Origin of the sequence: Streptomyces sp. NPDC059740, from assembly GCF_042733155.1 — a bacterium.
Lineage (GTDB): Bacteria > Actinomycetota > Actinomycetes > Streptomycetales > Streptomycetaceae > Streptomyces.
On sequence record NZ_JBHWGP010000002.1, the window covers coordinates 130,045 to 152,275 of the forward strand.

General features: G+C 73.8%; 18 protein-coding genes. 9 read left to right on the forward strand and 9 right to left on the reverse strand.

The window, feature by feature from the left end; translation table 11 throughout:
• Window positions 1–66: 66 nt before the first annotated feature.
• Window positions 67–1,515 carry an amino acid permease gene (locus tag ACFV3R_RS03375; protein ID WP_385574661.1) on the forward strand — a complete coding sequence of 483 codons (1,449 nt, stop codon included), beginning with the start codon at window positions 67–69 and terminating at the stop codon, window positions 1,513–1,515.
• Between the two features lie 188 nt (window positions 1,516–1,703).
• Window positions 1,704–2,345 (forward strand): superoxide dismutase, encoded by a 642-nt coding sequence (locus ACFV3R_RS03380; protein WP_385574664.1) that lies wholly within the window; start codon window positions 1,704–1,706, stop codon window positions 2,343–2,345.
• 161 nt (window positions 2,346–2,506) lie between these two features.
• On the opposite strand, the gene ACFV3R_RS03385 is transcribed toward ACFV3R_RS03380, so the two are convergent.
• The 3 genes from ACFV3R_RS03385 to ACFV3R_RS03395 all read right to left on the reverse strand — a co-directional run bounded on the left by ACFV3R_RS03385 (window position 2,507) and on the right by ACFV3R_RS03395 (window position 4,777).
• Window positions 2,507–2,797, reverse strand: coding sequence for an acylphosphatase (locus ACFV3R_RS03385; RefSeq protein WP_385574667.1), 291 nt, complete (start codon window positions 2,795–2,797; stop codon window positions 2,507–2,509).
• Window positions 2,798–3,013: 216 nt separating this feature from the next.
• The gene (locus tag ACFV3R_RS03390; RefSeq protein ID WP_385574670.1) at window positions 3,014–3,958 is read right to left on the reverse strand and encodes an acylphosphatase; all 945 of its coding nucleotides are present in this window, start codon (window positions 3,956–3,958) and stop codon (window positions 3,014–3,016) included.
• A gap of 171 nt (window positions 3,959–4,129) precedes the next feature.
• On the reverse strand, window positions 4,130–4,777 hold the full coding sequence (locus ACFV3R_RS03395; RefSeq protein ID WP_385575469.1) for a disulfide bond formation protein DsbA: 648 nt from the start codon (window positions 4,775–4,777) through the stop codon (window positions 4,130–4,132).
• A gap of 122 nt (window positions 4,778–4,899) precedes the next feature.
• Here ACFV3R_RS03395 and pepN (ACFV3R_RS03400) point away from each other — a divergent pair, with 122 nt between their 5' ends.
• A complete protein-coding gene (gene pepN / locus ACFV3R_RS03400; protein WP_385574672.1) occupies window positions 4,900–7,476 on the forward strand; it encodes an aminopeptidase N in 2,577 nt (858 codons plus the stop codon).
• Window positions 7,477–7,587: 111 nt separating this feature from the next.
• Here the strand turns inward: pepN (ACFV3R_RS03400) and ACFV3R_RS03405 are convergent, their stop codons facing one another.
• Entirely contained in the window at window positions 7,588–8,826 is a 1,239-nt protein-coding gene (locus ACFV3R_RS03405; RefSeq protein ID WP_385574675.1) for an alpha/beta fold hydrolase, read from the reverse strand.
• Window positions 8,827–9,100: 274 nt separating this feature from the next.
• Between ACFV3R_RS03405 and ACFV3R_RS03410 the strand changes: the two genes are divergently transcribed.
• Window positions 9,101–10,288: a hypothetical protein gene (locus ACFV3R_RS03410; RefSeq protein ID WP_385574678.1), complete on the forward strand. Its 1,188-nt coding sequence runs from the start codon at window positions 9,101–9,103 to the stop codon at window positions 10,286–10,288.
• 52 nt (window positions 10,289–10,340) lie between these two features.
• Here the strand turns inward: ACFV3R_RS03410 and ACFV3R_RS03415 are convergent, their stop codons facing one another.
• Window positions 10,341–12,068 carry a TIGR03767 family metallophosphoesterase gene (locus ACFV3R_RS03415; protein WP_385575472.1) on the reverse strand — a complete coding sequence of 576 codons (1,728 nt, stop codon included), beginning with the start codon at window positions 12,066–12,068 and terminating at the stop codon, window positions 10,341–10,343.
• Between the two features lie 334 nt (window positions 12,069–12,402).
• The gene (locus ACFV3R_RS03420) at window positions 12,403–13,848 is read right to left on the reverse strand and encodes a benzoate/H(+) symporter BenE family transporter (protein WP_385574681.1); all 1,446 of its coding nucleotides are present in this window, start codon (window positions 13,846–13,848) and stop codon (window positions 12,403–12,405) included.
• 108 nt (window positions 13,849–13,956) lie between these two features.
• On the opposite strand from ACFV3R_RS03420, the gene ACFV3R_RS03425 reads away from it, so the two are divergent.
• Window positions 13,957–14,529 carry a helix-turn-helix domain-containing protein gene (locus tag ACFV3R_RS03425; protein WP_385574685.1) on the forward strand — a complete coding sequence of 191 codons (573 nt, stop codon included), beginning with the start codon at window positions 13,957–13,959 and terminating at the stop codon, window positions 14,527–14,529.
• Between the two features lie 177 nt (window positions 14,530–14,706).
• A complete protein-coding gene (locus tag ACFV3R_RS03430) occupies window positions 14,707–15,738 on the forward strand; it encodes an aspartate-semialdehyde dehydrogenase (protein WP_385574688.1) in 1,032 nt (343 codons plus the stop codon).
• A 131-nt stretch (window positions 15,739–15,869) separates the two neighbouring features.
• Here the strand turns inward: ACFV3R_RS03430 and ACFV3R_RS03435 are convergent, their stop codons facing one another.
• From ACFV3R_RS03435 to ACFV3R_RS03445, 3 genes are all read right to left on the reverse strand, one after another.
• Complete coding sequence (locus tag ACFV3R_RS03435; protein ID WP_385574691.1) at window positions 15,870–16,400, reverse strand: DUF1203 domain-containing protein; 531 nt, start codon at window positions 16,398–16,400, stop codon at window positions 15,870–15,872.
• Between the two features lie 100 nt (window positions 16,401–16,500).
• Window positions 16,501–17,559, reverse strand: coding sequence for a hypothetical protein (locus ACFV3R_RS03440; RefSeq protein ID WP_385574694.1), 1,059 nt, complete (start codon window positions 17,557–17,559; stop codon window positions 16,501–16,503).
• A gap of 101 nt (window positions 17,560–17,660) precedes the next feature.
• Window positions 17,661–18,830 carry a helix-turn-helix domain-containing protein gene (locus tag ACFV3R_RS03445; RefSeq protein WP_385574697.1) on the reverse strand — a complete coding sequence of 390 codons (1,170 nt, stop codon included), beginning with the start codon at window positions 18,828–18,830 and terminating at the stop codon, window positions 17,661–17,663.
• Between the two features lie 151 nt (window positions 18,831–18,981).
• Between ACFV3R_RS03445 and ACFV3R_RS03450 the strand changes: the two genes are divergently transcribed.
• The 3 genes from ACFV3R_RS03450 to pepN (ACFV3R_RS03460) all read left to right on the forward strand — a co-directional run bounded on the left by ACFV3R_RS03450 (window position 18,982) and on the right by pepN (ACFV3R_RS03460) (window position 22,153).
• Window positions 18,982–19,224: a hypothetical protein gene (locus ACFV3R_RS03450; protein WP_385574700.1), complete on the forward strand. Its 243-nt coding sequence runs from the start codon at window positions 18,982–18,984 to the stop codon at window positions 19,222–19,224.
• Window positions 19,221–19,436 (forward strand): hypothetical protein, encoded by a 216-nt coding sequence (locus ACFV3R_RS03455; RefSeq protein WP_385574703.1) that lies wholly within the window; start codon window positions 19,221–19,223, stop codon window positions 19,434–19,436. Before ACFV3R_RS03450 ends, ACFV3R_RS03455 begins: the two co-directional genes overlap by 4 nt.
• A 128-nt stretch (window positions 19,437–19,564) precedes the next feature.
• Window positions 19,565–22,153, forward strand: a complete 2,589-nt coding sequence (pepN, locus tag ACFV3R_RS03460; RefSeq protein WP_385574706.1) for an aminopeptidase N — start codon at window positions 19,565–19,567, stop codon at window positions 22,151–22,153.
• Window positions 22,154–22,231 lie beyond the last annotated feature (78 nt).

Consider the following 22,231-nt stretch of genomic DNA (forward strand, 5'->3'; position numbering starts at 1 on the left):
GGTGTTTCGTCCCTCCAAAAATGAGCGGGTTCTTCTCCCCTCCCCCGCACCCTGGGACGTCAGACCATGAACCGCACCTCCACCTCCACCGCGCCGCCCGCGCCCGAGGCCGCCCCGGCGGCCGGCTCCGGCGACGGGGACAAGCTGGCGGGCGGCCTCAAACAGCGCCACCTGTCCATGATCGCCCTCGGTGGCGTCATCGGAGCGGGGCTGTTCGTCGGCTCCGGCGCGGGCATCGCCGCCGCCGGCCCGTCCGTGGTGCTCGCCTACGCCCTGTCCGGCCTGCTGGTCATGCTGGTCATGCGGATGCTGGGCGAGCTGGCCGCCGCCGACCCGGCCTCGGGCACCTTCTCGGTGTACGCCGAGCGGGCGATCGGCCCGTGGGCGGGGTTCGCCGCCGGCTGGATGTTCTGGGCGCTGCTGTCGGTCGGGGTGGCCGCGGAGGCGATCGGCGCGGCCGGCATCATGACGGGCTGGTTCCCGGGGACGCCGTCGTGGCTGTGGGTGCTGCTGTTCATGGCGGTCTTCTGCGGCACCAACCTGGCCGCGGTGAGCAACTTCGGCGAGTTCGAGTTCTGGTTCGCGGCGCTGAAGATCTTCGCGATCAGCGCGTTCCTGGTCATCGGCGTCCTGGCCGTCACGGGCGTGCTGCCGGGCACCGACGCGCCGGGCGCCTCGCATCTGCTGGGGGACGGCGGTTTCCTGCCCCATGGCGCCGGCGGCCTGGTGACGGGACTGCTGGCCTCGGTGTTCGCCTACGGCGGTCTGGAGACGGTGACCATCGCGGCCGCCGAGTCGGAGAACCCGGTGCGGGGCGTGGCGGGCGCGGTGCGCACCGCGATGTGGCGGATCGCGCTGTTCTACGTCGGCTCGATGGCCGTGGTGGTCACGGTGGTCCCGTGGAACGACCCGTCGGTGACCCGGGACGGCCCCTACGTCGCCCTCCTGAACTACCTGCACATCCCCGCCGCGGGCCAGGTCATGAACGTCATCGTGCTGGTGGCGCTGCTCTCGGCGATGAACGCCAACATCTACGGTTCCTCACGCATGGCGTACTCGCTGGTGGTCCGCGGTGACGGGCCCCGCCGCCTGGGCCGGCTCAGCGGCGGCGTGCCGCGCCTGACGGTGCTGGCCTCGTCCGCCTTCGGCTTCGTGGCGGTGCTGCTGAGCTACTGGTGGCCGGACACCGTCTTCGCCTGGCTGCTCAACATGGTCGGCGCCGCGGTGCTGGTGGTGTGGGCCTTCGTCTGCGTCTCCCAGCTCCTGACCCGCCGCCGCCTGGAGCGGGAGAGTCCGGGTCGGCTGGTGGTGCGGATGTGGTGGTTCCCGTACCTGACCTGGCTGACGCTGGCCGGGGTGGTCGCCGTACTGCTGCTGATGCTGACGCAGGACTCCACCCGGGTCGAGCTGTACTTCACCGGCGGCCTCGCCCTCTTCCTCTCGGTCCTGGGCCATCTGCGCCACCGCACGGGGCGGCGGCGACCGCTGGTGGGGGCGGACCCGGCCACCGACTGATCCGACGCCGACCCGCCGCGAGGGCGGACCGGTTCCCGCAGCGCCGCACAGGTGCGCGGTAACCGGTCCGCCCTCGCGGCGTTTGCGGGCCACACCCGCCCCGGCCCCCCGCCGACGATCACCTCTGCTGCTAACGTGTTCTTGCAAGTGATGCGCAATAAGTATCCGAATGCAGGAGAGGCGCTCCCATGGCCGTCTACACCCTTCCTGACCTGCCGTACGACTATTCGGCGTTGGCACCGGTCATCAGCCCCGAGATCATCGAGCTGCACCACGACAAGCACCACGCGACCTACGTCAAGGGCGCCAACGACACCCTGGAGCAGTTGGCCGAGGCGCGGGACAAGGAGCAGTGGGGTTCCCTCAACGGTCTGGAGAAGAACCTCGCGTTCCACCTCTCCGGGCACATCCTGCACAGCATCTACTGGCAGAACATGACCGGTGACGGCGGCGGCGAGCCGCTGGCGGCGGACGGTGTCGGCGAGCTGGCGGACGCCATCGCGGAGGCCTTCGGCTCCTTCGCGAAGTTCAAGGCCCACCTGTCCAAGGCCGCCGCGACGACGCAGGGCTCGGGCTGGGGGGTCCTCGCCTACGAGCCGGTCAGCGGCCGCCTGGTCGTGGAGCAGGTCTACGACCACCAGGGCAACGTCGGTCAGGGCTCGGTGCCGATCCTGGTCTTCGACGCCTGGGAGCACGCCTTCTACCTGCAGTACAAGAACCAGAAGGTCGACTTCATCGAGGCCATGTGGCAGGTCGTCAACTGGCAGGACGTCGCCAAGCGGTACACCGCCGCCAAGGAGCGCGCCAACAACCTGCTGCTCGCCCCGTAAGCGGGCGTCCACTGCTCCTGCCTCGTGATCGTCTTCTCACCCGACACGGGCAGGGGGCGTGGCCGGGCCCCGAGTGAGGTACGCCGGGGCCCGGCCCTCCCACTGCCTGGCGGCGTCACCACGGGGCCGGTCCGCCCCTGAGGTCACGCTGAGCCCTTGAGTCACATGGTCGGCTCGTCCGGCAGCACCTCGAACCCGGTGAGCCCCTCCACCGGCTCCTCCTCCACCACGCGCACCGCCTCCACGCCGGAGCTGTGCGGGCCGTGGTGCGCCCACGAGACCATCCGCTCGACACCGATCTCGTCGCCCTCGAAGACGGCCTCGACCGCGCAGTCCGAACGGTTGCGCACCCAGCCCGAGACACGGGCGTCCAGCGCCGCGCGGCGGCAGGAGTCGCGGAACGAGACGCCCTGGACGGCGCCGGTGACGATGACGCGTGCTCGTGTGCTCATGCCCCCAGGATCGCCCGCCTCGCGGCCGGGCGCCCGGTCGGACGCGGCGTGAGGGTGTTCCTTCCGCCTCGGACGACCACCGGCCACACCCGCCGCACCGCACCCACCGGCCTTCCGGTCCGGCCACCGGCCGCGGACGACCACCGTGGGCGGGACGGCTCGCGGCACCCGGCACCCGGCCCCCGCGCAGGTCCGGTCGCGGCCGCGGGGCCCGGCTCAGCGCACCTCGAAGTCCGTGAGGCCCTCGGGGGTCTGGGCCGTCACCTGCACGTCCAGTACCGAGGCGGCGGGCGGGCCGTGGTGGGCCCAGTCCACCAGGGAGGCCACCGCCGCCTCGTCCCCCTCGAAGACGGCCTCGACCCCGCCGTCCGGCAGGTTGCGCACCCAGCCGGCGAGGCCGGCCTCCGTGGCGAGGCGACGGCAGGTGTCACGGAAGAAGACGCCCTGGACGGTACCGGTCACGACGACGTGTGCGCGGGTGCTCATGGGTCCAGGATGGCCCGGCGAGACGTCCGGTGCGAGGAGGGAGGCGTCCCGACCGCGCACCACGTGCTCCGCGGTCTCGCCCGCCACCGGGAACTCCCGGGCCAGCCCCGTCTCGTGCAGTCGGGCGAACGGGGTGAAGGGCACGCCGAACTCGGACTCACCCCGGTCGAAGTTCCAGATCTTGTACACCCGGAAGCGGTAGCGGATCTCCCAGCGGCCGTCTCCGCACACCCGCACGGTCCCGGTGAGCCGGTACTCCAGGCCCCGCAGCGTCAGCCACCAGTCCACCCCGTCGCGGGGGCGGACGTACAGGCCCTGCCACCCGCTGTCGGCGCGGTGGGTGACGTCCGGGCCGCGTGCGGCGGCCTCCCGGCGCCAGAGCGCCAGCCGGTCCGCCACCGCCGCCCGCGTCAGGGGCAGCGTCAGCAGGTCCGTGGCGTCCACGCGGTGTTCGCTGCCGGTGCCCGCCAGGTAGTGGCGGAGCGTGGCGGCGCCGCGGTGCAGGCCCAGTGCGGTCCACAGCGGGGGCAGTGCGCGGGTCAGGGCCCGGGTGAGCCGGTCGCCGGCGCGCGGCGGGTAGGCCGCGTGCGGCGCGCCCTCGTTCGGCTGCCCCGCCTCCTGCCGGCCACCCTCCCCGCCCAGCGGGTGTCGGTCGGTGCGAGTCGTGCTGCCCATGGCGGCGAGCCTACGGGAGGCGGCGGCCGCCGACCGGGCGCGCCGCCGTGCGGGCGCCGGACCCGGCCGGCAGGGCGGTGCGCCAGGGCTGCGGCCCCCGCCCCGGGGTGCGGGGTGCAGGTGCGGGGCACGCGAGCCGCCCGGCCCGCCGTGCCCCGCCCCGGTCCGCCCTCAGTCGAAGATCGGGCCCTGCGTCCGCGTCCGCTTGATCTCGTAGAAGCCCGGGATGGCGGCGACCATCAGCGTGCCGTCCCACAGCTGCGCGGCCTCCTCGCCCTTGGGCGCGGGGGTGACGACGGGGCCGAAGAAGGCGATCTGCGAGCCGTCGGCGCCGGGGACGGCGATGACGGGGGTGCCGACCTCCTGGCCGACCAGGTCGATGCCCTCCTTGTGGGAGGCGCGCAGCCGCTCGTCGTAGGCGTCGGAGTCGGCGGCGTCGGCCAGCTCGGTGGGCAGTCCGGCCTCGGCCAGCGCGTCGACGATCGTCTCGCGGTTGCGGGGCAGGCCGCGGTTGTGGAAGCGGGTGCCGAGCGCGGTGTAGAGGGCGGCGAGCACCTCGCTGCCGTACTTCTCCTCGGCGGCGATGCACACCCGCACCGGGCCCCAGCCCTCCGACAGCAGCTCGCGGTACTTCTCGGGCAGCTCGTCGATCTTCGACTCGTTGAGGACGGACAGGCTCATGACGTGCCAGCGCACCTTCACGGGCCGGACCTTCTCCACCTCCAGCATCCAGCGGGAGGTCATCCACGCCCACGGGCAGAGCGGGTCGAACCAGAAGTCGGCCGGGGTGGGGTCGGTGGCGGCGGCGGTCTCGGACACGGTGGTTCCCTCCTGGAGGCGGATCTGCTCGGGGTGAACGCCCGGGGCGCGTGCCATGATTCCCCTTTGGCGAAGTTCCAGCATGCGAGACCGACGAGATGTCGAGGTAGGGAGTCAAGACGGTGCCCGGTGAGAACCTGTCCCGCGAGGAGGCCCGGGAGCGGGCCCGGCTGCTGAGCGTCACCTCCTACGAGGTGGCGCTGGACGTCCGCTCGGCGACGGAGCACGGTGAGGCGGCGCGGACCTTCGCCTCCCGCACCACCGTCCGCTTCAGCTGCTCCGAGCCCGGTGCCACCACCTTCGCCGACCTGGTCGCGCCGGAGGTGACGGCGGTGACGCTCAACGGCCGTGAGCTGGACCCGGCGCAGGTCTTCGACGGCGTGCGGATCACCCTGCCGGAGCTGGCCGAGGAGAACACGCTGGTGGTGCAGGCGAACTGCGCCTACAGCCGCACCGGCGAGGGCCTGCACCGCTTCGTGGACCCCGAGGACGGCGAGGTCTACCTCTACACCCAGTACGAACCGGCTGACGCCCGCCGCGTCTTCGCCAACTTCGAACAGCCGGACCTGAAGGCCCCGTTCACCTTCTCGGTGACCGCGCCGCAGGGGTGGCTGGTGCTGAGCAACGGCGTGCAGGACGGTGAGGCCGAGGGCGGCGTGCACCGCTTCGTGGAGACGCTGCCCATCTCGACGTACATCACCGCCGTGGTCGCGGGTCCGTACCACTACGTCACCGACACCTACCGGCGCCGGTTCGCGGACGGCACGGAGCTGGAGGTGCCGCTGGGCGCGCTGTGCCGCAAGGGCCTGGCCCGGCACTTCGACGCCGACGACGTCTTCACCGTCACCAAGCAGGGTCTGGACTTCTTCCACGACACCTTCGACTTCCCCTACCCCTTCGGCAAGTACGACCAGGCGTTCGTGCCGGAGTACAACATCGGTGCGATGGAGAACCCCGGCTGTGTGACCTTCCGCGAGGAGATGATCTTCCGGGGCCGGGTGACGCAGGCCTCCTACGAGCGGCGGGCCAACGTCGTGCTGCACGAGATGGCGCACATGTGGTTCGGCGACCTGGTCACCATGCGCTGGTGGGACGACCTGTGGCTCAAGGAGTCCTTCGCCGACTTCATGGGCGCGCTGGCGCTGGCCGAGGCGACGCGGTTCACCGACGGCTGGATCACCTTCGCCAACAACCGCAAGGCCTGGGCGTACCGCGCCGACCAGCTGCCCTCCACCCACCCGGTCACCGCGGACATCCGCGACCTGGAGGACGCCAAGCTCAACTTCGACGGCATCACCTACGCCAAGGGCGCCTCGGTGCTCAAGCAGCTCGTGGCGTACGTGGGCCGCGAGGCGTTCCTGGAGGGTGCCCGCCGCTACTTCCGCCGCCATGCCTACGGCAACACCACCCTCGCCGACCTGCTGGCCGTCCTGGCGGAGACCAGTGGCCGCGACATGGCGGCCTGGTCGCGGGCGTGGCTGGAGACCGCCGGCGTCAACTCGCTGACGCCGCAGGTCAGCTACGACGAGGACGGACGCGTCGCCGAGCTGGCGGTGGAGCAGGAGGCTGCCGCCTCCCACCCCACGCTCCGCCCGCACCGGGTCGCGGTGGGCCTGTACCGGCGGGACGCCGCCGGGGCGATCACCCGCTACGCCCGCGCCGAGGTCGACGTCGTCGGGGAACGGACGGTCGTCGCGGAGCTGGCCGGTGCCGAGCGGCCCGACCTGGTGCTCGTCAACGACGACGACCTGACCTTCTGCAAGATGCGCTTCGATGCGGTCTCGCTGGCGACCGTGCGCGAGGACCTGGCGGCGGTGGCCGATCCGATGGCGCGGGCGCTGTGCTGGTCGGCGCTGTGGGGCCTGACCCGGGACGGGCTGCTGCCCGCACGTGACTACCTGGCGGTGGTGCGGCGGTCCGCCGGCAGCGAGTCGGACATCGGCGTGGTGCAGTCGCTGCACTCCCAGGCGGTCACGGCGCTGGAGTACTACACCACGCCCGGGCACCGCGAGGCGGCGGCGCGGGAGCTGGCTGCCGGGGCCCGCGAGGAGCTGGAGCGGGCGAAGCCGGGCAGCGGCCACCAGCTGAGCTGGGCGCGGTTCTTCGCCTCGGTCGCCGCGGGTGAGGAGGACCTGCGCCAGGTGGCCGGCCTGCTGGAGGGTGACGTACGGATCGAGGGGCTGGACGTCGACCAGGAGCTGCGCTGGACGCTGCTGGGGCCGCTGGTCTCCCACGGCCTGGCCGGCACCGACCGCATCGACGCCGAGCTGCGGCGGGACGACACCGCCTCGGGCCGCCGCCACCACGTGCGCTGCCTGGCCGCCCGGCCCTCGGCCGAGGTGAAGGAGGGTGCGTGGCGGGAGGTCGTCGAGCGCGACGTCCTCTCCAACGCCATGGTCGAGGCGACGATCGCCGGCTTCGACCGGGCCGGTCAGCGGGAACTGCTCACCCCGTTCGTGGACCGCTACTTCGCCTCGCTGGAGCGGGTGTGGCGGGAGCGGTCCATCGAGATCGGCATGGCCGTGGTGCGGGGTCTCTTCCCGATGCTCCAGTGCGACCGGCCGACGCTGGCCGCCGCCGACGCCTGGCTGGAGAGCCACCCGCAGGCCGCCCCCGCGCTGCGCCGCCTGGTGCTGGAGTCCCGCGACGACCTGGCCCGGGCGCTGCGGGCGCAGGAGTGCGACGCGGCAGCCGGCTGAGGCCCCCGGGGCCCGTGACCACCCGGGGCTGCCGCGAGACCCTCGCTGCTGCCCCGGGCCGCCGCGGAGGGCCGGGCTGCCGCGGGCCGGGCAGGCATAGTGCAAGGACCCCTAAGCGCGGCCGCGGGCCCGTGCGATCAGCTCGTCCAGGACGCGGTCCCCGGCGGCGCGCAGCCCGTTGTGCTCGTACTCGTTGGTGAGCCACATCCGCAGGGTGGGGATGAGCCGGGCGGTCTCCTCGGAGAAGGCCCGGTCGACGTAGGCGTCGTCGGCGTAGACGGCCGCCGCGCACGGCACCTCGCACTGCCGGAGCCGGTCCGCGTCGTGGAGCCGGGGCCACTCGTGGGCCGCCAGCAGTTCGCCGGCCTCCCGCAGCGGGGTCAACTCGGCGTACTCCTCGAACATCCAGGGGAAGACGTGCTCACCGGTGAAGAGCGTCGGGTCCGCGTCGAACTCCTCGGGGCGCACCCGCTCCGCCGACCACCGCGTGGCGTGGCCGTCCGCGTAACTGGCCTCGTGGATGACCGCGTACAGCGGGTTGCGGCCGGAGAACGGCATGGCAGCCTCGACGTCGTGACGGAAGGCGGGCGAAGCGGGGTCGCGCTCCAGCAGGTAGTGCAGGCGCTCGGCACCGTCACTCATGCCGAGGACGCTGCCGAGTTGCCGCAGCCGCCGGGGGGTGAGCCGGTCGCCGCCGGGGAGCCTTGTGTCGGTGGACTCCAGGCGTTCCACCAGGGCCCGTACCCTGTCCCGGTCGGCGGGGTAGCGCCGGTAGTAGCGCCGGTTGCGCTCCAGCATGGTGGCGTAGGTCGCGCGGTAGACCTCGTCGGGGTGGCGTCCGACGGGGGGCAGGCCACCGGTGAACAGGGCCTCCCGCAACGCCTCCGGCGCCGCCGACAGGTAGTGCAGTGCGCAGAAGCCGCCGAAGGACTGGCCGAGCACGCTCCAGCGGCGCACGCCCAGTTCGGCCCGGATCCACTCGGCGTCCCGCACGATCGCGTCGGCCCGGAAGTGCTTGAGGTAGGCCGCCTGCTGCTCGGGGGACATCCCCGGCAGCGTGCCGACCGGTGTGGAACGGCCGGTGCCGCGCTGGTCGAGCATCAGGACGCGGTAGTCGCGCAGGGCACGCCCCAGCCAGCCCGGGACGCCCGGGGCGAAGGTGGGCCGGGGCGCCTCCTGGCCCGGTCCGCCCTGGAGATAGACCAGGAAGGGCAGGTCCCGCCCGTCGGGGTCGGCGACCTCACGGGCGAAAACGGTGATCCGCTCGCCGTCCGGGGCACCGTGGTCCAGAGGCACCTGGAACTCGTGCTCGGTCAGGACCAGGCCGGGGATGTGGTGGGTGACAGCCATGCCGGTGATCCTGTCATGCACAGTGCCGCGGGCTGCCGGGAGAGGGACGCGGGGGCTGTGGCGGCCCGGCGGGCGGCCGGAGGTCGGCCAGGCCACGCCCTCACGGGGCGCCGCGCCGCCACGCGGTCCTCGTGGCGGTCGACAGTCAGGGCCTCGGGGACGCGGCCCCCTATCGGCAGTCGAACGCCCGTACTTTAGTGCGGGGATGTCCGGGTTTGTCGACGGGCGTGTAACAGCGGTTAGGAGGGGGTTCGGGGCCGGGAATGGCAGCGGCATGAACCACGAGATGCCCGCCGCGCCCCGCCCCCTCCACCACCTCGTCCACGCCCCCCGGCGCCTGATGACCTCCCGTCAGCTGCGGGAGCACGGCGTCCCGGCGCACCGCACCGGAGAGCGCTGCCGGCCCGGCGGCCCCTGGCAGCAGCTCCTGCCCGGCGTCCACCTTCTGCACCCGGGCCCACCCACCCCGCAGGACCTCCTCCAGGCCACGCTGCTCTACGCCACACAGCGCCCGGTGCCGCGGCCGGGGGCCGAGGAGGCCGAGCGGCCCGCGATGCTCACCGGGCTGGCGGCGCTGGCGCTGCACGGCTTCGCCTCCGTCCCGGCGCTGTCGGCGCTGTCGCAGGTCGACGTGCTGGTCCCGGCGACCCGGCGCCTGCGGTCGGCCGGGTTCGCGCACGTGGTGCGCGACGCGGTGCTGCCGCGGGCCGAGCGGGTGGCGGGGCTGCCGGTGGCCCCGGTCGCGCGGGCACTGGCGGACGCGGTGGCGGAGCTGACGCGTCCGGTGGCCGAGCCGTCCGGGCGCACCCCGGCGGCGACCGTCCCCGGCCGCCGCCGGGAGGCCGCCGGGCCCGCGTCCGGGCCGGCCCGCGCGGCGCACGTGCCCGCCCCGTCCTCCCCCTCGGCCCTGGCCGGTCCCCCCGCGGCCACCGCCTCCCCCCGCGGCGTGAGCGAGGTGTGCGAGCTGCTGACCGAGGCGGTGCGCGACGGCCACTGCGAAGCGACCGCGGTGGCGGCCGAGTTGACCCGGTCGGGCCTGCTGGGGCGGCCCGCGGTGGCGGCGGCGGTGGAGACGCTGACGGCCGAGGGACGGGCCCGGGCCGAGGACCGGCTGTACGCGCTGGTGCGCGCCCACGGCCTGCCCGAGCCGGTGTGGAACGTGGACCTGCGGCTGCCCGGCGGGCCCTGGCTGGGTGCGGTGGACGCGTACTGGCCGGAGCAGGCCGTGGCGGTGGAGATCGACGCGCGGGGGCCGCGGCGGGACGAGGAGGAGGCGGAGCTGGCGTGGAACGGTCAGGCCCGCAAGCGCGAGACGCTGGAACGGCTCGGCGTCACCGTCGTCCACCTCACGCCGCGCAAGCTCCGGGAGGCCCCCGACCAGCAGGCCGCGGTGGTGCGCACGGCACTGGTGTCCGCCGCCGACCGCGAGCCGAGCGCCTACCTGGTCGTGCTGCCGCGGTGAACGGTGGCGAAGGCCGCGGGCCCGGGCAGGGGTGCGCACCGCGGTCCCGGCCTCAGCGCTTGCGGAGCACCAGTTCGGTGTTGCGGTCACCCGGGTCGCCGGCGAGGGTGGTGCGGGCTCCGGGGGCGTTCAGGGCCAGTTCGCGGTAGAGGGAGGCGAGCCCGGTCTGGGACAGGTCGGCGAAGTCGGTGCGGGCGGGGGCCGCGGACTCGATCAGGCTGGTGAAGAGCGAGAGCGTCCCGTCGTGGTTGTCGGTCAGTTCGATGACGCGGGCGAGCTGGGGGTGGTCGATGTGCGAGGCGGTGGAGATCTCCCAGAAGCCGGGGTGGGCGGTGATCTCGTTGCGGTGGGTGTGCCCATTGACCCAGGCCAGGACGTTGCGGTGGGCGGACAGGACGCTCACCAGCTCCTCGCCGCTGTGCCGCGCCTCGCCCGGGTGGAGCGGGTCGGGGCGGGTGTTGTCCATGGTCGTGGAGGTGTGGTGGCTCAGCACGAGGACGTGTTCGTCGGCGTGGTCGGTCAGCACCTGCTTCAGCCAGCGCAGTTGGGCGGTGCCGACTGAGCCGGTGTAGTGGCCGCCGGTGTCGGTGGTGTCGAGGCTGACGCCCAGGACGTCCGGGGAGATGCGGAAGGTGTAGTAGGCGTGGCCGGAGTCGAGGTGTTCGGCGGTGTAGCCGTGGCCGTGCGGGCCGGGGCCGGTGTGCCGGGGGTCGAGGTGGGCGCGGAGGTACTCGGCGCGGGTGAAGGGCGCGCGCCGCTCGTCGGGGGTGACCTGGCGCATGTGGCGGGTGTTGCTCCGCAACAGGGCCTTGAACTCCGCGCCCTTGGGGTCCGCTCCCCTGCTCACCGCGCGCCAGGCCCGGCGGGCGGTGTCCTCGGGCAGCCGGTAGAGCTTGCGGTCGCCGGTGGCGAACTCCGTCCAGTACGGGTCGCCGGGTGCCCAGCAGCCGCCGGGCAGCGAGTCGTGGTTGCCCGCCGTCGAGTACCAGGGCAGACGCAGGCCCGGGCTGTGGACGGTGCGGACCGCGGCGTCGAGGTAGCCGGGCAGGTGGGGGAAGCCCAGTTGCTTGTCGGCGTCGCGCAGGGCGCTGTCCGGCTGCCAGTACAGCGCCTGACCGCCGTTCTGCACCCCTTCGTACCGTCCCGGGGCGCCGGTGTCGGGGGTGAGGCGACCGCCGTTCATCAGGCGCAGGAACCAGTCCAGTTCGGCGCGCGAGTTGTTGTCGGTGTTGTCGCCGGTGGTCACCACGCAGTGCAGCGGCGCGCCGGTGGCGGGTCCCTTGGCGAGGGCGTTGACGCGTGCGACGAGGGCGGCGGTGGCGGCGGCGCCGAGCGCCTCGTGGGGCCGCCAGGCGGAGGTGGTCTGGCCGCGCAGGAACTCGTAGCGCAGCGGGCTCTGCGCGTCCACCAGGTGCAGGTCGGTGAACTGGACGAACGCCGCCAGGACGGTGCGGCGGTCCTCGCGTCCGCGGTCGGGGCTCGCCAGTTCGGTGCGCACCACCCGCCGCCAGCCGGGCCCGTCGGCCAGTCGCCGGTAGCCACCGGTGCCGCGCGGGGTGGCCACGGAGTGCAGGGTCGTCCCCTGGCTGAAGGGCTCGGGCGGCAGCGCGGGGGCGTCCACCGGCCGGGGGGCGAAGGGCGCGCGGCCCTTCAGCGGTGCGGCGGAGGCGGTGGGGGTGCCGGTGCCGCCGAGTCCGGTGGCGAGCCCCACCCCGGTAGCGACGCCCGCCGCCCCCAGGGCGGCCAGGAACCTGCGGCGCTCGATGCCGGGGCGCGGCATGCGGGGCCGCCCCCGGTGGCGGGAGGTGGTCGTCCCGGCGGTGGCGGCGGGACGGTGCCCTCCGGGGTGCCGGGTGGGGTCGTCGGGGTGGGGACCGTCGGCTTGTGGGCGGGGATGCGCGGGCATGCTCGTCGTCTCTCCCGGTGCGCGTCGGCGTCGGCGACGACGGGCCTGCCGCCGTCACCGTGAGCGTCGGCACCGGGCGTGGCCGTGACGTGAACGGCGCGGCAACTTCGGCTGCCGATCCCCGCACAGGGATCTCCACGCTCTGCGCCGCCGCCCGCTCGCCGGCGCACGGCTGCCCGCGGGACGCGGGGCGTTCGCCCGGAGTTCGTCAGCCGGAGCCCACCGGACGCCCGGCCCGGTCGTCCGCGGCGGTCAGGGCGCCGGAGCCTTCCGCGCCCGGGGCCACCGTGCCCGGCTCCCGGCCGTCCGCGGAGTTCGCGGTGTCCGCGGAGTTCGCGGAGTTCGCGGAGTTCGCGGAGTTCGCGGAGTCCTGGGAGGTGGCGGAGGTCGCGGTGTCCGCGGAGTCCTGGGAATTCGCGGAGGTCGCGGTGTCCTGGGCAGTGGCGGCGGGCGGGGTGGCCGGGGCGGGCAGCAGGCGGTGGGCGGCCAGGCCGGCGAGCAGGCCCCAGAAGGGCGCGCCGACGCCGAGGGGTGTCACTCCGCTGGCGCAGACGACGAAGGTGATCACCGCCGCCTCCCTGCCCCGGGCCGCGGTGACGGCGGAGGACAGGGCGGAGCCCAGAGTCGGCAGCAGGGCCAGGCCCGCGACGGCCTCGACGAGGACCGACGGGGCGGCGCTGAGCAGGGCGGCGGCCAGCCCGGACCCGAGGCCGAGGAGGAGGTAGCAGCAGCCGGCGGTCACCGAGGCGACCCAGCGCCGGGAGCGGTCCGGGTGGGCCTCGGGGCCGGCTACCAGGGCCGCGGTGATGGCCGCAAGGTTGACCATGAAGGCGCCGCCCACCGAGGTGAGGGTGGTGGCCAGACCGGTCCCGACCAGCACCGGCCTGGTGGGCACCCGGTGGCCGAAGTGGCGCAGCACGGCGTACCCGGGGATGTTCTGGGAGGCCATGGTGACCACGTAGAGCGGCACGGCGATGCCGACGACCGCGCCCGGGGTGAAGGCCGGAGCGGTCAGGGACAGGTGGGGCAGCAGGCCGGTGGCCGGGCCGGTGGCGGTGGCGCTGTGCCGCAGCAGCAGTCCGACGACGACGGTGGCGAGCGTGGCCAGGGTCGCCCAGCGGCGGGCGAAGCGGGTGCACAGCGCCCACACCGCGACCATCGGCAGGGCCAGCGCGGGTTCCTGCACGCTCGCCTTCACCGGCGCCAGGCACAGCGGCAGCAGCACCCCGGCCAGGAGCGCGGTGGCGAGCGGGGCGGGTATCGCCGCGGTGAGACGTCCGAGCCGGGACCACAGGCCGGTGACGGTCACCAGCAGCCCGGCGAGCAGGAAGGCCCCGACGGCCGCCCGGTAGCCGCCCTCCTGCCGGCCCGCCGCGACCAGCAGGGCGGCGCCGGGGGTGGACCAGACGATGCTGAGCGGCAGCCGGTGCCGCAGCCCCAGCCAGATCGCGAGGGCGCCGTTGGCCAGGCAGAGCAGCAGGAGCCCGGAGACGGCCTGGTGCGCGTCGGCGCCGACGGCCCGCAGTCCGGTGAGGACCAGGACGAAGGAGCTGGTGAAGCCGACGACGGCACTGACGACTCCGGTGCTCAGCAGCTGGAGGCGGCCGTCGGCGGCGGGCGGCGGCACGGCCGGGGTGTGGCGGGTGGTGGACATGGTCACTTCCTGGCGACGGTCGGGAAGGCGGGCGGGGCCGCGGAGGACGGGAGCGGACGAGAAGCGTTCCGTAAACGGAACACTAGGCGGTGGGCGATACTCGACGCCATGGAGGACAGGCCCTGGACCCGCGACGCCGCAGCACTGACCGGTTCCCGCATCCGGGAGCTGCGCCGCGAACGGGGGTTGAGCCTCTCGGAACTGGCGCGCCGGGCCGGGGTCGGCAAGGCCACGCTCTCCGGGCTGGAGACGGGCGCCCGCAACCCGACCGCCGAGACGCTCTACGCGGTGGCCGGCCAGCTCGGGGTGGAGCTGACCGCGCTGCTGGCCGTGCCGGGCGCCGCCGTCACCGCGGCGCCCGAGGTGCGGGGCGCGGCGGTCACCGCGACCCCGCTGGCCGCGTTCCGCGACGCCGCCGCCGAGGGCGGGACGGTGACCACCGAGCTGTTCCGGCTCCGCATCCGCCCCGGGGAGCGCCAGACCTCCCCCGCGCACGGACCGGGGACAGTGGAGTACCTCACTCTCTTCTCCGGCTCCGTCCGGGTGGGCCCGGCCGACGCACCCCTGGTCGTGCACGCGGGCGAGCACGTCTCCTGGCTCTCCGACCGGCCGCACGTGTACGAGGCGTTGGGCGGCGGGACGGCCGAAGCGAGCCTGCTCATCCGGCACGCCGGAGGGTGACCGTGCGCCCCGCCCACGCCCACCGGGCGCCCTGCCGGCCCCGTCTCACCACCGGCGGGCTGGGCACAATGGAGTGGACAGCGCGACGGGCGTCACACGCATGATGAGCATGATGCGGAGGTAACCGAGCAGGTTACCCCTCGGCAGAGCTGCTGCCAGCGAGAGAAGAGGAGCCCCATGAGGATCGGAATCGTCGGAGCCACCGGACAGGTCGGCGGCGTGATGCGGCGCATTCTCGCCGAGCGGAACTTCCCCGTGGAGCAGCTGCGACTGTTCGCCTCCGCGCGCTCCGCCGGGCGCACTCTGCCGTGGCAGGACACCGAGATCACGGTTGAGGACGCGACGACGGCCGACTACTCGGGGCTGGACATCGTCCTGTTCTCGGCGGGCGGCGCGACCTCCCGCGAGCTGGCGCCGAAGGTGGCCGCGCAGGGCCCCGTGGTGATCGACAACTCCTCGGCGTGGCGCGGTGACCCCGAGGTCCCGCTGGTGGTCTCCGAGGTCAACCCGCAGGCCGCGACGGACCGTCCCAAGGGCATCATCGCCAACCCCAACTGCACCACGATGGCCGCGATGCCGGTGCTGCGTCCGCTGCACGACGAGGCGGGGCTCCTCTCGCTGGTCGTCGCCACCTACCAGGCCGTCTCCGGAAGCGGCCTGGCCGGCGTCGCCGAGCTGGACGAGCAGGCCCGCAAGGCCGTCGAGCAGGACGCGACCCGGCTCACCCACGACGGCGGTGCGGTCGAGTTCCCCGAGCCGAACAAGTACGTGCGGCCCATCGCCTTCAACGTGCTGCCGATGGCGGGCTCGGTCGTCGACGACGGCAGCTTCGAGACCGACGAGGAGCAGAAGCTCCGCAAGGAGAGCCGCAAGATCCTGGAGATCCCCGAGCTGAAGGTCTCCGGCACCTGCGTGCGCGTGCCGGTCTTCGCCGGCCACTCCCTCCAGATCAACGCCCGCTTCGCCCGTCCGATCAGCGTGGAGCGCGCCACCGAGCTGCTGGCCGGCGCGCCGGGCGTTGCCCTCTCCGAGGTGCCCACCCCGCTCCAGGCCGCCGGCCAGGACCCGTCCTACGTGGGCCGCATCCGCGTGGACGAGACGGTGGACAACGGCCTGGCCCTGTTCGTCTCCAACGACAACCTGCGCAAGGGCGCGGCGCTCAACGCCGTGCAGATCGCCGAGCTGGTCGCCGCCGACCTGCGCAGCTGACCTCCGCCGCCGGCGGCGCCTTCCCGCGGTCCCCGACCCCCGTGCGGGGGCCGCTCGGAGGGCGTCCGCCCTGGCGGTGACGCGGTCCCCGGCCCACTTGGCCGGGGACCGCGTGCGTTGCCCGGCGCCGCTCAGCCCCGCCGGACCTCGAAGTGCCAGCAGCCGTACTCCACCGCCCGCACGTGCACCACCGCGACCTCCGGATCGGCGAACGCCTCGTCCAGGGCGGCGTCCAGTCCGGCGTCGGGGGCGTCGGTGAGGGTGAGGAGTCGGCCGCCCACGATGGCGCCGCCCCCGTCGTAGCGGCGCAGGACCCGTTGGGCCCCGGGGCGGGTGCACGGGTAGCCGTTGGACCGGGCCTCGGGCCCGTCGCAGTCCTGGGCCCCGGCGTGCACGAAGACCGGCCCGACCTCGTCGTAGGCCCCGGGGTCCGCCCCCGTCGCGGCGGCCCACCTGCGCAGCGGCGCGTACCCGACGAGCGCCAGCCGTTCACCGACGCGGTGGGGGCGCAGGCAGCAGCGCAGGGGGCTGCCCTCGTCGGTGGCGGTGAAGGGCTTCAGCGGCCGGCCCGCGTCGTCGCGCTCCCGCAGCTCCCGGAGAACCTCCGGGGCGATGCCGAGCGGGGTGTACCTGGTCCGTGGGGTGTGCAGGAGAGTGTCCATGCCGTTCATCCTGGGCGCGGGGCCGGGGCGTTGTCCGGCAGGAAAGCGACGTGGGGTTCGGCGGGCCCGCGCTCCTGGGCCCGCCCTCACGCGGCCGGTGTCACCTGCTGACCGCCGCAGCCTCGCTCCCGCCGTCCGCCGCGCGCAGCTCCCGGTGCAGGAGCGCGAGTGCCACGCCGACCGGGGGCAGGACCAGCGCCGTCAGGAGCAGCAGGCCCGCCGCGACCGGGACGACCTCCATCACGGCGCCGGCGGCGTAGGGGTTGTCGTGCGTGAGCCACAGGACGGCCAGGCCCACCGGGTGGGCGAGGGGCGCGGCTGCCCGGGAGAGGGCCCAGAAGGCTGCGACGACGAGGGCCGCGAGCAGCAGGCCGACGCCGAACACCCGCCACCGTCGCGCACCGCCCGTCAGCGACCAGGACCGGCGCACGGCGGCCCGGGCGGTGGTCGCGCCGTCCACCACGGCGGCGGTGGCCGGGCCCAGCCGGAACCACACGGCGAGCGCGAGGGCGAGCAGGACGAGGGGCAGGCCGTAGCCCAGCAACTGGTAGGGCGCACTGGTCGAATGGGAAAGCCGTTCGAGATCGACGCCCGGGACGCCCCCGTTCTCGAAGAACATCCACACCAGCAGGGCCGGCAGAGCCAGGGACGCCGCGTACGCGTTCGTCAGCAGCTGCACGCGGACGGCGAGCCAGGTGAACGGGCGGCAGCGGCGCCACAACTCCCTCGCGCCCGGGCGCCGCCCGCCCACCGTCGCGTCGCGGACGGCCACGGCGCCCGCGCTGTGCAGCAGCGCGAGGACGAAGCCGGCGAGCGGCAGCAGCAGCATCATGAAGGGGAGGCTCCGCAGGAAGATGCCGGTCCGATAGGGCGGGAAGTAGCCGACGGGCGGGTCCTCGTAGGCGATGTCGGAGCGCGCCCACTTCCAGGTGAGGGCGAAGTAGTGCCAGGAGAGGCCGAACGCCGCCGCCACGAGCGCCGCCCCCACGAGCCCCGCCAGCAGCGCGACGCCGAAGGAGACGCCGTACAGGCCGGAGCTGCCCCCGCGCAGGACTCGCAGGGTGCCAGCGGTAAGTCCGTGCCGCGAAGCCGGCCCCTGCGACCTGCCCGCCTCCTCCGGCAGCCCCACCGCCGACCGGCCGTTCTCCCGCTCCACCACTGGCCCCTCTCCGTTCCGTGCCCCGCGCCCCCCTACACGCGTGGGTGCGGTGGGTGGTTCCTGGGTGGCTCGTTCAGGGGGGCGTCCGAGGCCGGCAGGTCTCAGAAAGGCACCCTTGCCCGCTTGGCCAACCTGGTGAGCCTCGGGTTGCTGCGGCGGTGCAGCGAGGTCAGCACGCGCATCAGCTCCTGGCTCGTCGGGTGGACACGGGCCATCTCCGGGGCCACCTGCCATGCCTCTTCGAGCGAGGCCAGGGCGGCGTCGCGGTCACCGAGCGCCAGGTGCGAGCGGCCGAGGTTCATGTGCAGTGGGCCGATCCGGGTGGCGGGCAACGAGGTGCCGCCGCGGAGCAGGTCATCGGCGGTCTCCAGCGCGGTGCGGTGCTGGTCCAGGTCGGAGTAGGTGGCGATGACGTGGCTGGCCGTCTGCTCCGGTCCGAAGTGGATGCCGTGTTCGTCGGCGTCCGCGCCGTACTCCTCGGCCGTGCGCCACGCCGCCCTGATGTGCTTCTCGGCGGCGGGCCTGTCCTTCAGCCGGCCGGCCAGCGTGAGCCCCCGCAGGTGCAGGATGCCCAGGCCGAACGCGCGGTCGCGTCCCCGGAGAGCCGATTCGGCCTCCACGACGGCACGGTCGACGACGGCCATTCCCCCGGCGAAGTCCCCTGAGTTGAGAAAGGCCCCGGCCTCGTCACGGGCAGCGACCGTCGCGGCCACCGGATGAGCGCGCTCGGCGGCTGCCCGCTCCTTCATGACCGCCAGCTCCGCCAGGTGCATCCAGCGATGGCGTGCGGCGAGCCAGTAGACGATGCTGTACGTGTCGGCCACCCGGGCCCAGGCATCGGGCGAGCCGGTGGCATGGGCGTGGTTGGTGATGTCCGTCAGCACACCGGGAAGCTTCCGGAGAACAGCTGTCAGCTCCGTCCGGTAGCGGTGTGCGTTCAGCTCGGCCAGCGCGTACGGCAGGTCCTCCGGGTGAGGCGGCGGTGTGTCGGGGATGTCGAAGCGGCGCACGGCGTGGTTGAGCGAGGCCAGACGGTGCTCTTCGGCGTGCTCGACGGCCGCCTTTCCCAGCAGTTCGTCGAGCGTCAGGTTCATGGCGTGGGCGAGGGCAGCGGCGATGCCCTGGGTCAGCGCCCGGTCACCCACTTCGATCTTGCTGAGCAGTGAGACCGAGACACCCGCCCGGCGGGCGAGGGCCGCCTGGCTCAAGCCGCACGCCTTGCGGCAGACGGCGACGTTCGCACCGGGCCCCGGAATCCTGCCAACGCTCATGTTGTGCCTCCTTCCCCGCTCGGCTCCGTAGCCACCATCGTTCCACCGCGCAGCGCACCGGTCCGGCCGTTGTGCAAGTGCTGTGCAAGTCGGCTTCTCCCTCCAGCCGTTCTCCCTGTGAGGCAGATGTCCGCAGGCGGAACGAGGAGTCATGGAACTGTCACAGGCACAGCCACCGACGACGCTCAGTCACGGTGAGCCGCCGTACCCGGTGGGAACGCTCGTCGAGGACACCGCATCCGGCCGCACGGGGGAGCTGCGAGGTGTGATCGAGGAGCGTCTGGCGCAGAGCGGGAGGGTCGTCCGCAGGACCGCTTACCTGCGTCCGCGGGGAGGTGGCGTCGAATGGGAGGTCCCCGCGAGCGAGGTGCGTCCGGCCGTGGTGAACGGTTGACCCCCTCGACCAGACGCGCCGTCCTGGTCGGCGAGGGCGACGTGATCGGCTACGAGGGGCAGTGGCGCACGGTCGCCACTGCCAGGACCGAAAGGGGGCCGATGGGCGGGCTGGCTGTGGTGGTGACCTGGGAGGAGGGCGGCACGGCGCGGTTCCCTGCCGGGGACGAACTGTTGCTGGGCGGCCAGGAACCACCCACTGGTGAGCCGTAGGCCCGCCGATCGGACCGGGGGCGGGGGCCCCTTCCCCCCACCCCCTCAGCCCCCCGCGAACTCCCTCGGAAGTCCGCCCGCCACGTGCAAGGATGGCCGGAAACGTCACGATGCTAAGGAGTGGCCCGGTGCCCGGTACGAACCTGACCCGTGAAGAGGCCCAGCAGCGCGCCCGGCTGCTGACGGTGGACGCGTACGAGATCGACCTGGACCTCTCCGGCGCGCAGGAGGGCGGTGTCTTCCGGTCGGTGACCACGGTGCGCTTCGAGGCCGCGGAGGCCGGCGCCGAGTCGTTCATCGACCTGGTGGCGCCCGAGGTGCACGAGGTGGTGCTCAACGGCACGGCGCTGGACCCGGCCGAGGTGTTCGCCGACTCGCGGATCGCCCTGCCGGGACTGGCGGCGGGCGCGAACGAGCTGCGGGTCGTCGCCGACTGCGCGTACACCAACACCGGCGAGGGCCTGCACCGCTTCGTCGACCCGGTGGACCAGCAGGCCTACCTGTACACGCAGTTCGAGGTGCCGGACGCGCGCCGGGTCTTCGCCAGCTTCGAGCAGCCCGACCTGAAGGCCACCTTCACCTTCACCGTGAAGGCGCCCGAGGGCTGGACGGTCATCTCCAACTCGCCGACGCCCTCCCCGGAGGACGTCAAGGACGGCGTGTGGCGCTTCGAGCCGACGCCGCGCATCTCCACCTACATCACCGCGCTGATCGCCGGCCCGTACCACAGCGTGCACAGCAGCTGGGAGGGCGAGGGCCGCTCGGTGCCGCTGGGCATCTACTGCCGTCCCTCGCTGGCGGAGTTCCTCGACGCGGACGCGATCTTCGAGGTCACGCGGCAGGGCTTCGACTGGTTCCAGGAGAAGTTCGACCACGCCTACCCGTTCGCCAAGTACGACCAGCTCTTCGTCCCCGAGTTCAACGCGGGCGCGATGGAGAACGCCGGCGCGGTCACCATCCGCGACCAGTACGTCTTCCGCTCGAAGGTGACCGACGCGGCCTACGAGCGGCGCGCGGAGACCATCCTCCACGAGCTGGCCCACATGTGGTTCGGCGACCTGGTGACCATGGAGTGGTGGAACGACCTGTGGCTGAACGAGTCGTTCGCCACCTTCACCTCGGTGGCCTGCCAGGCCGCGGCACCCGGCAGCCGCTGGCCGCACTCCTGGACGACGTTCGCCAACGCCGAGAAGACCTGGGCCTACCGGCAGGACCAGCTCCCCTCGACCCACCCGATCATGGCGCCCATCAACGACCTGGACGACGTCCTCGTCAACTTCGACGGCATCACCTACGCCAAGGGCGCCTCGGTGCTCAAGCAGCTGGTGGCCTACGTCGGCGAGGAGGAGTTCTTCCGCGGCGTGCAGACGTACTTCAAGCGGCACGCCTTCGGCAACACCCGGCTGCCCGACCTGCTCGGCGCACTGGAGGAGACCAGCGGCCGGGACCTCAAGGCCTGGTCGAAGGCGTGGCTGGAGACCGCCGGAATCAACATCCTGCGTCCGGAGATCGAGGTCGAGGCGGGAGCGGACGGCGAGGTCATCACCTCCTTCGCCGTCCGCCAGGAGGCCCCCGCGCTGCCGGCCGGTGCCACCGGCACCTCGACCCTGCGTCCACACCGCATCGCGATCGGCGCCTACGACCTCCGCGACGGCCGCCTGGTGCGCACCGACCGCTGGGAGCTGGACGTGGACGGCGAACTGACCGTCGTGGACGGCCTGGTGGGCCGCCGGCGCCCGGCCGTCATCCTCCTCAACGACGACGACCTCAGCTACGCGAAGGTGCGTCTGGACGAGGAGTCGCTGCGCGTGGTCACCCAGCACCTGGGCGACTTCACCGAGTCGCTGCCGCGCGCCCTGTGCTGGGCCTCGGCCTGGGACATGACCCGCGACGGCGAGCTGGCCACCCGCGACTACCTGAACCTGGTGCTCTCCGGCATCGGCAAGGAGTCCGACATCGGCGTCGTCCAGTCGCTGCACCGCCAGGTCAAGCTGGCCCTGGACCTGTACGCGGCGCCGCAGTGGCGGGAACAGGAGCTGGGCCGGTGGACCGAGGCCACGCTCCAGCAGCTGCGGGTGGCCACGCCCGGCAGCGACCACCAGCTGGCCTGGGCGCGGGCCTTCGCGGCCACCGCCCGCACCGACGAGCAGCTCGACCTGCTGCGGGCGCTGCTGGACGGCAGCGAGGTGATCGAGGGCCTGGCCGTCGACACCGAGCTGCGCTGGGCGTTCCTCCAGCGCCTGGCCTCGACGGGCCGGGCCGACGAGGCGGCCATCGACGCGGAGCTGGCCCGGGACGCCACGTCCGCGGGTGAGCAGCACGCGGCCTCGGCCCGGGCCGCCCGCCCCACGGCTGAGGCCAAGGAACGCGCCTGGGCGGCCGTGGTCGAGTCCGACACGCTGCCGAACGCGGTGCAGGAGGCGGTCATCTTCGGCATCGTCCAGCCCGACCAGCGTGAGCTGCTGGCGCCGTACGCGGAGCGCTACTTCACGGTCGTCAAGGACGTCTGGGAGCAGCGCAGCCACGAGATGGCGCAGCAGATCGCGGTCAACCTCTACCCCGCCCTCCAGGTCTCGCAGGAGACGCTGGACGCCACCGACGCCTGGCTGGCCTCGGCGCAGCCCTCGGCCGCGCTGCGCCGCCTGGTGACGGAGGCCAGGGCGGGCGTGGAGCGCGCCCTCAAGGCGCAGGCGGTGGACGCGGCGGCAGGCCGCTGACCTCGCCCGGCCCGACGTGACGGAGGGCGGCGGACCCACCTCGGGCCCGCCGCCCTCCGTCGTACCGGCCCCTCCCCC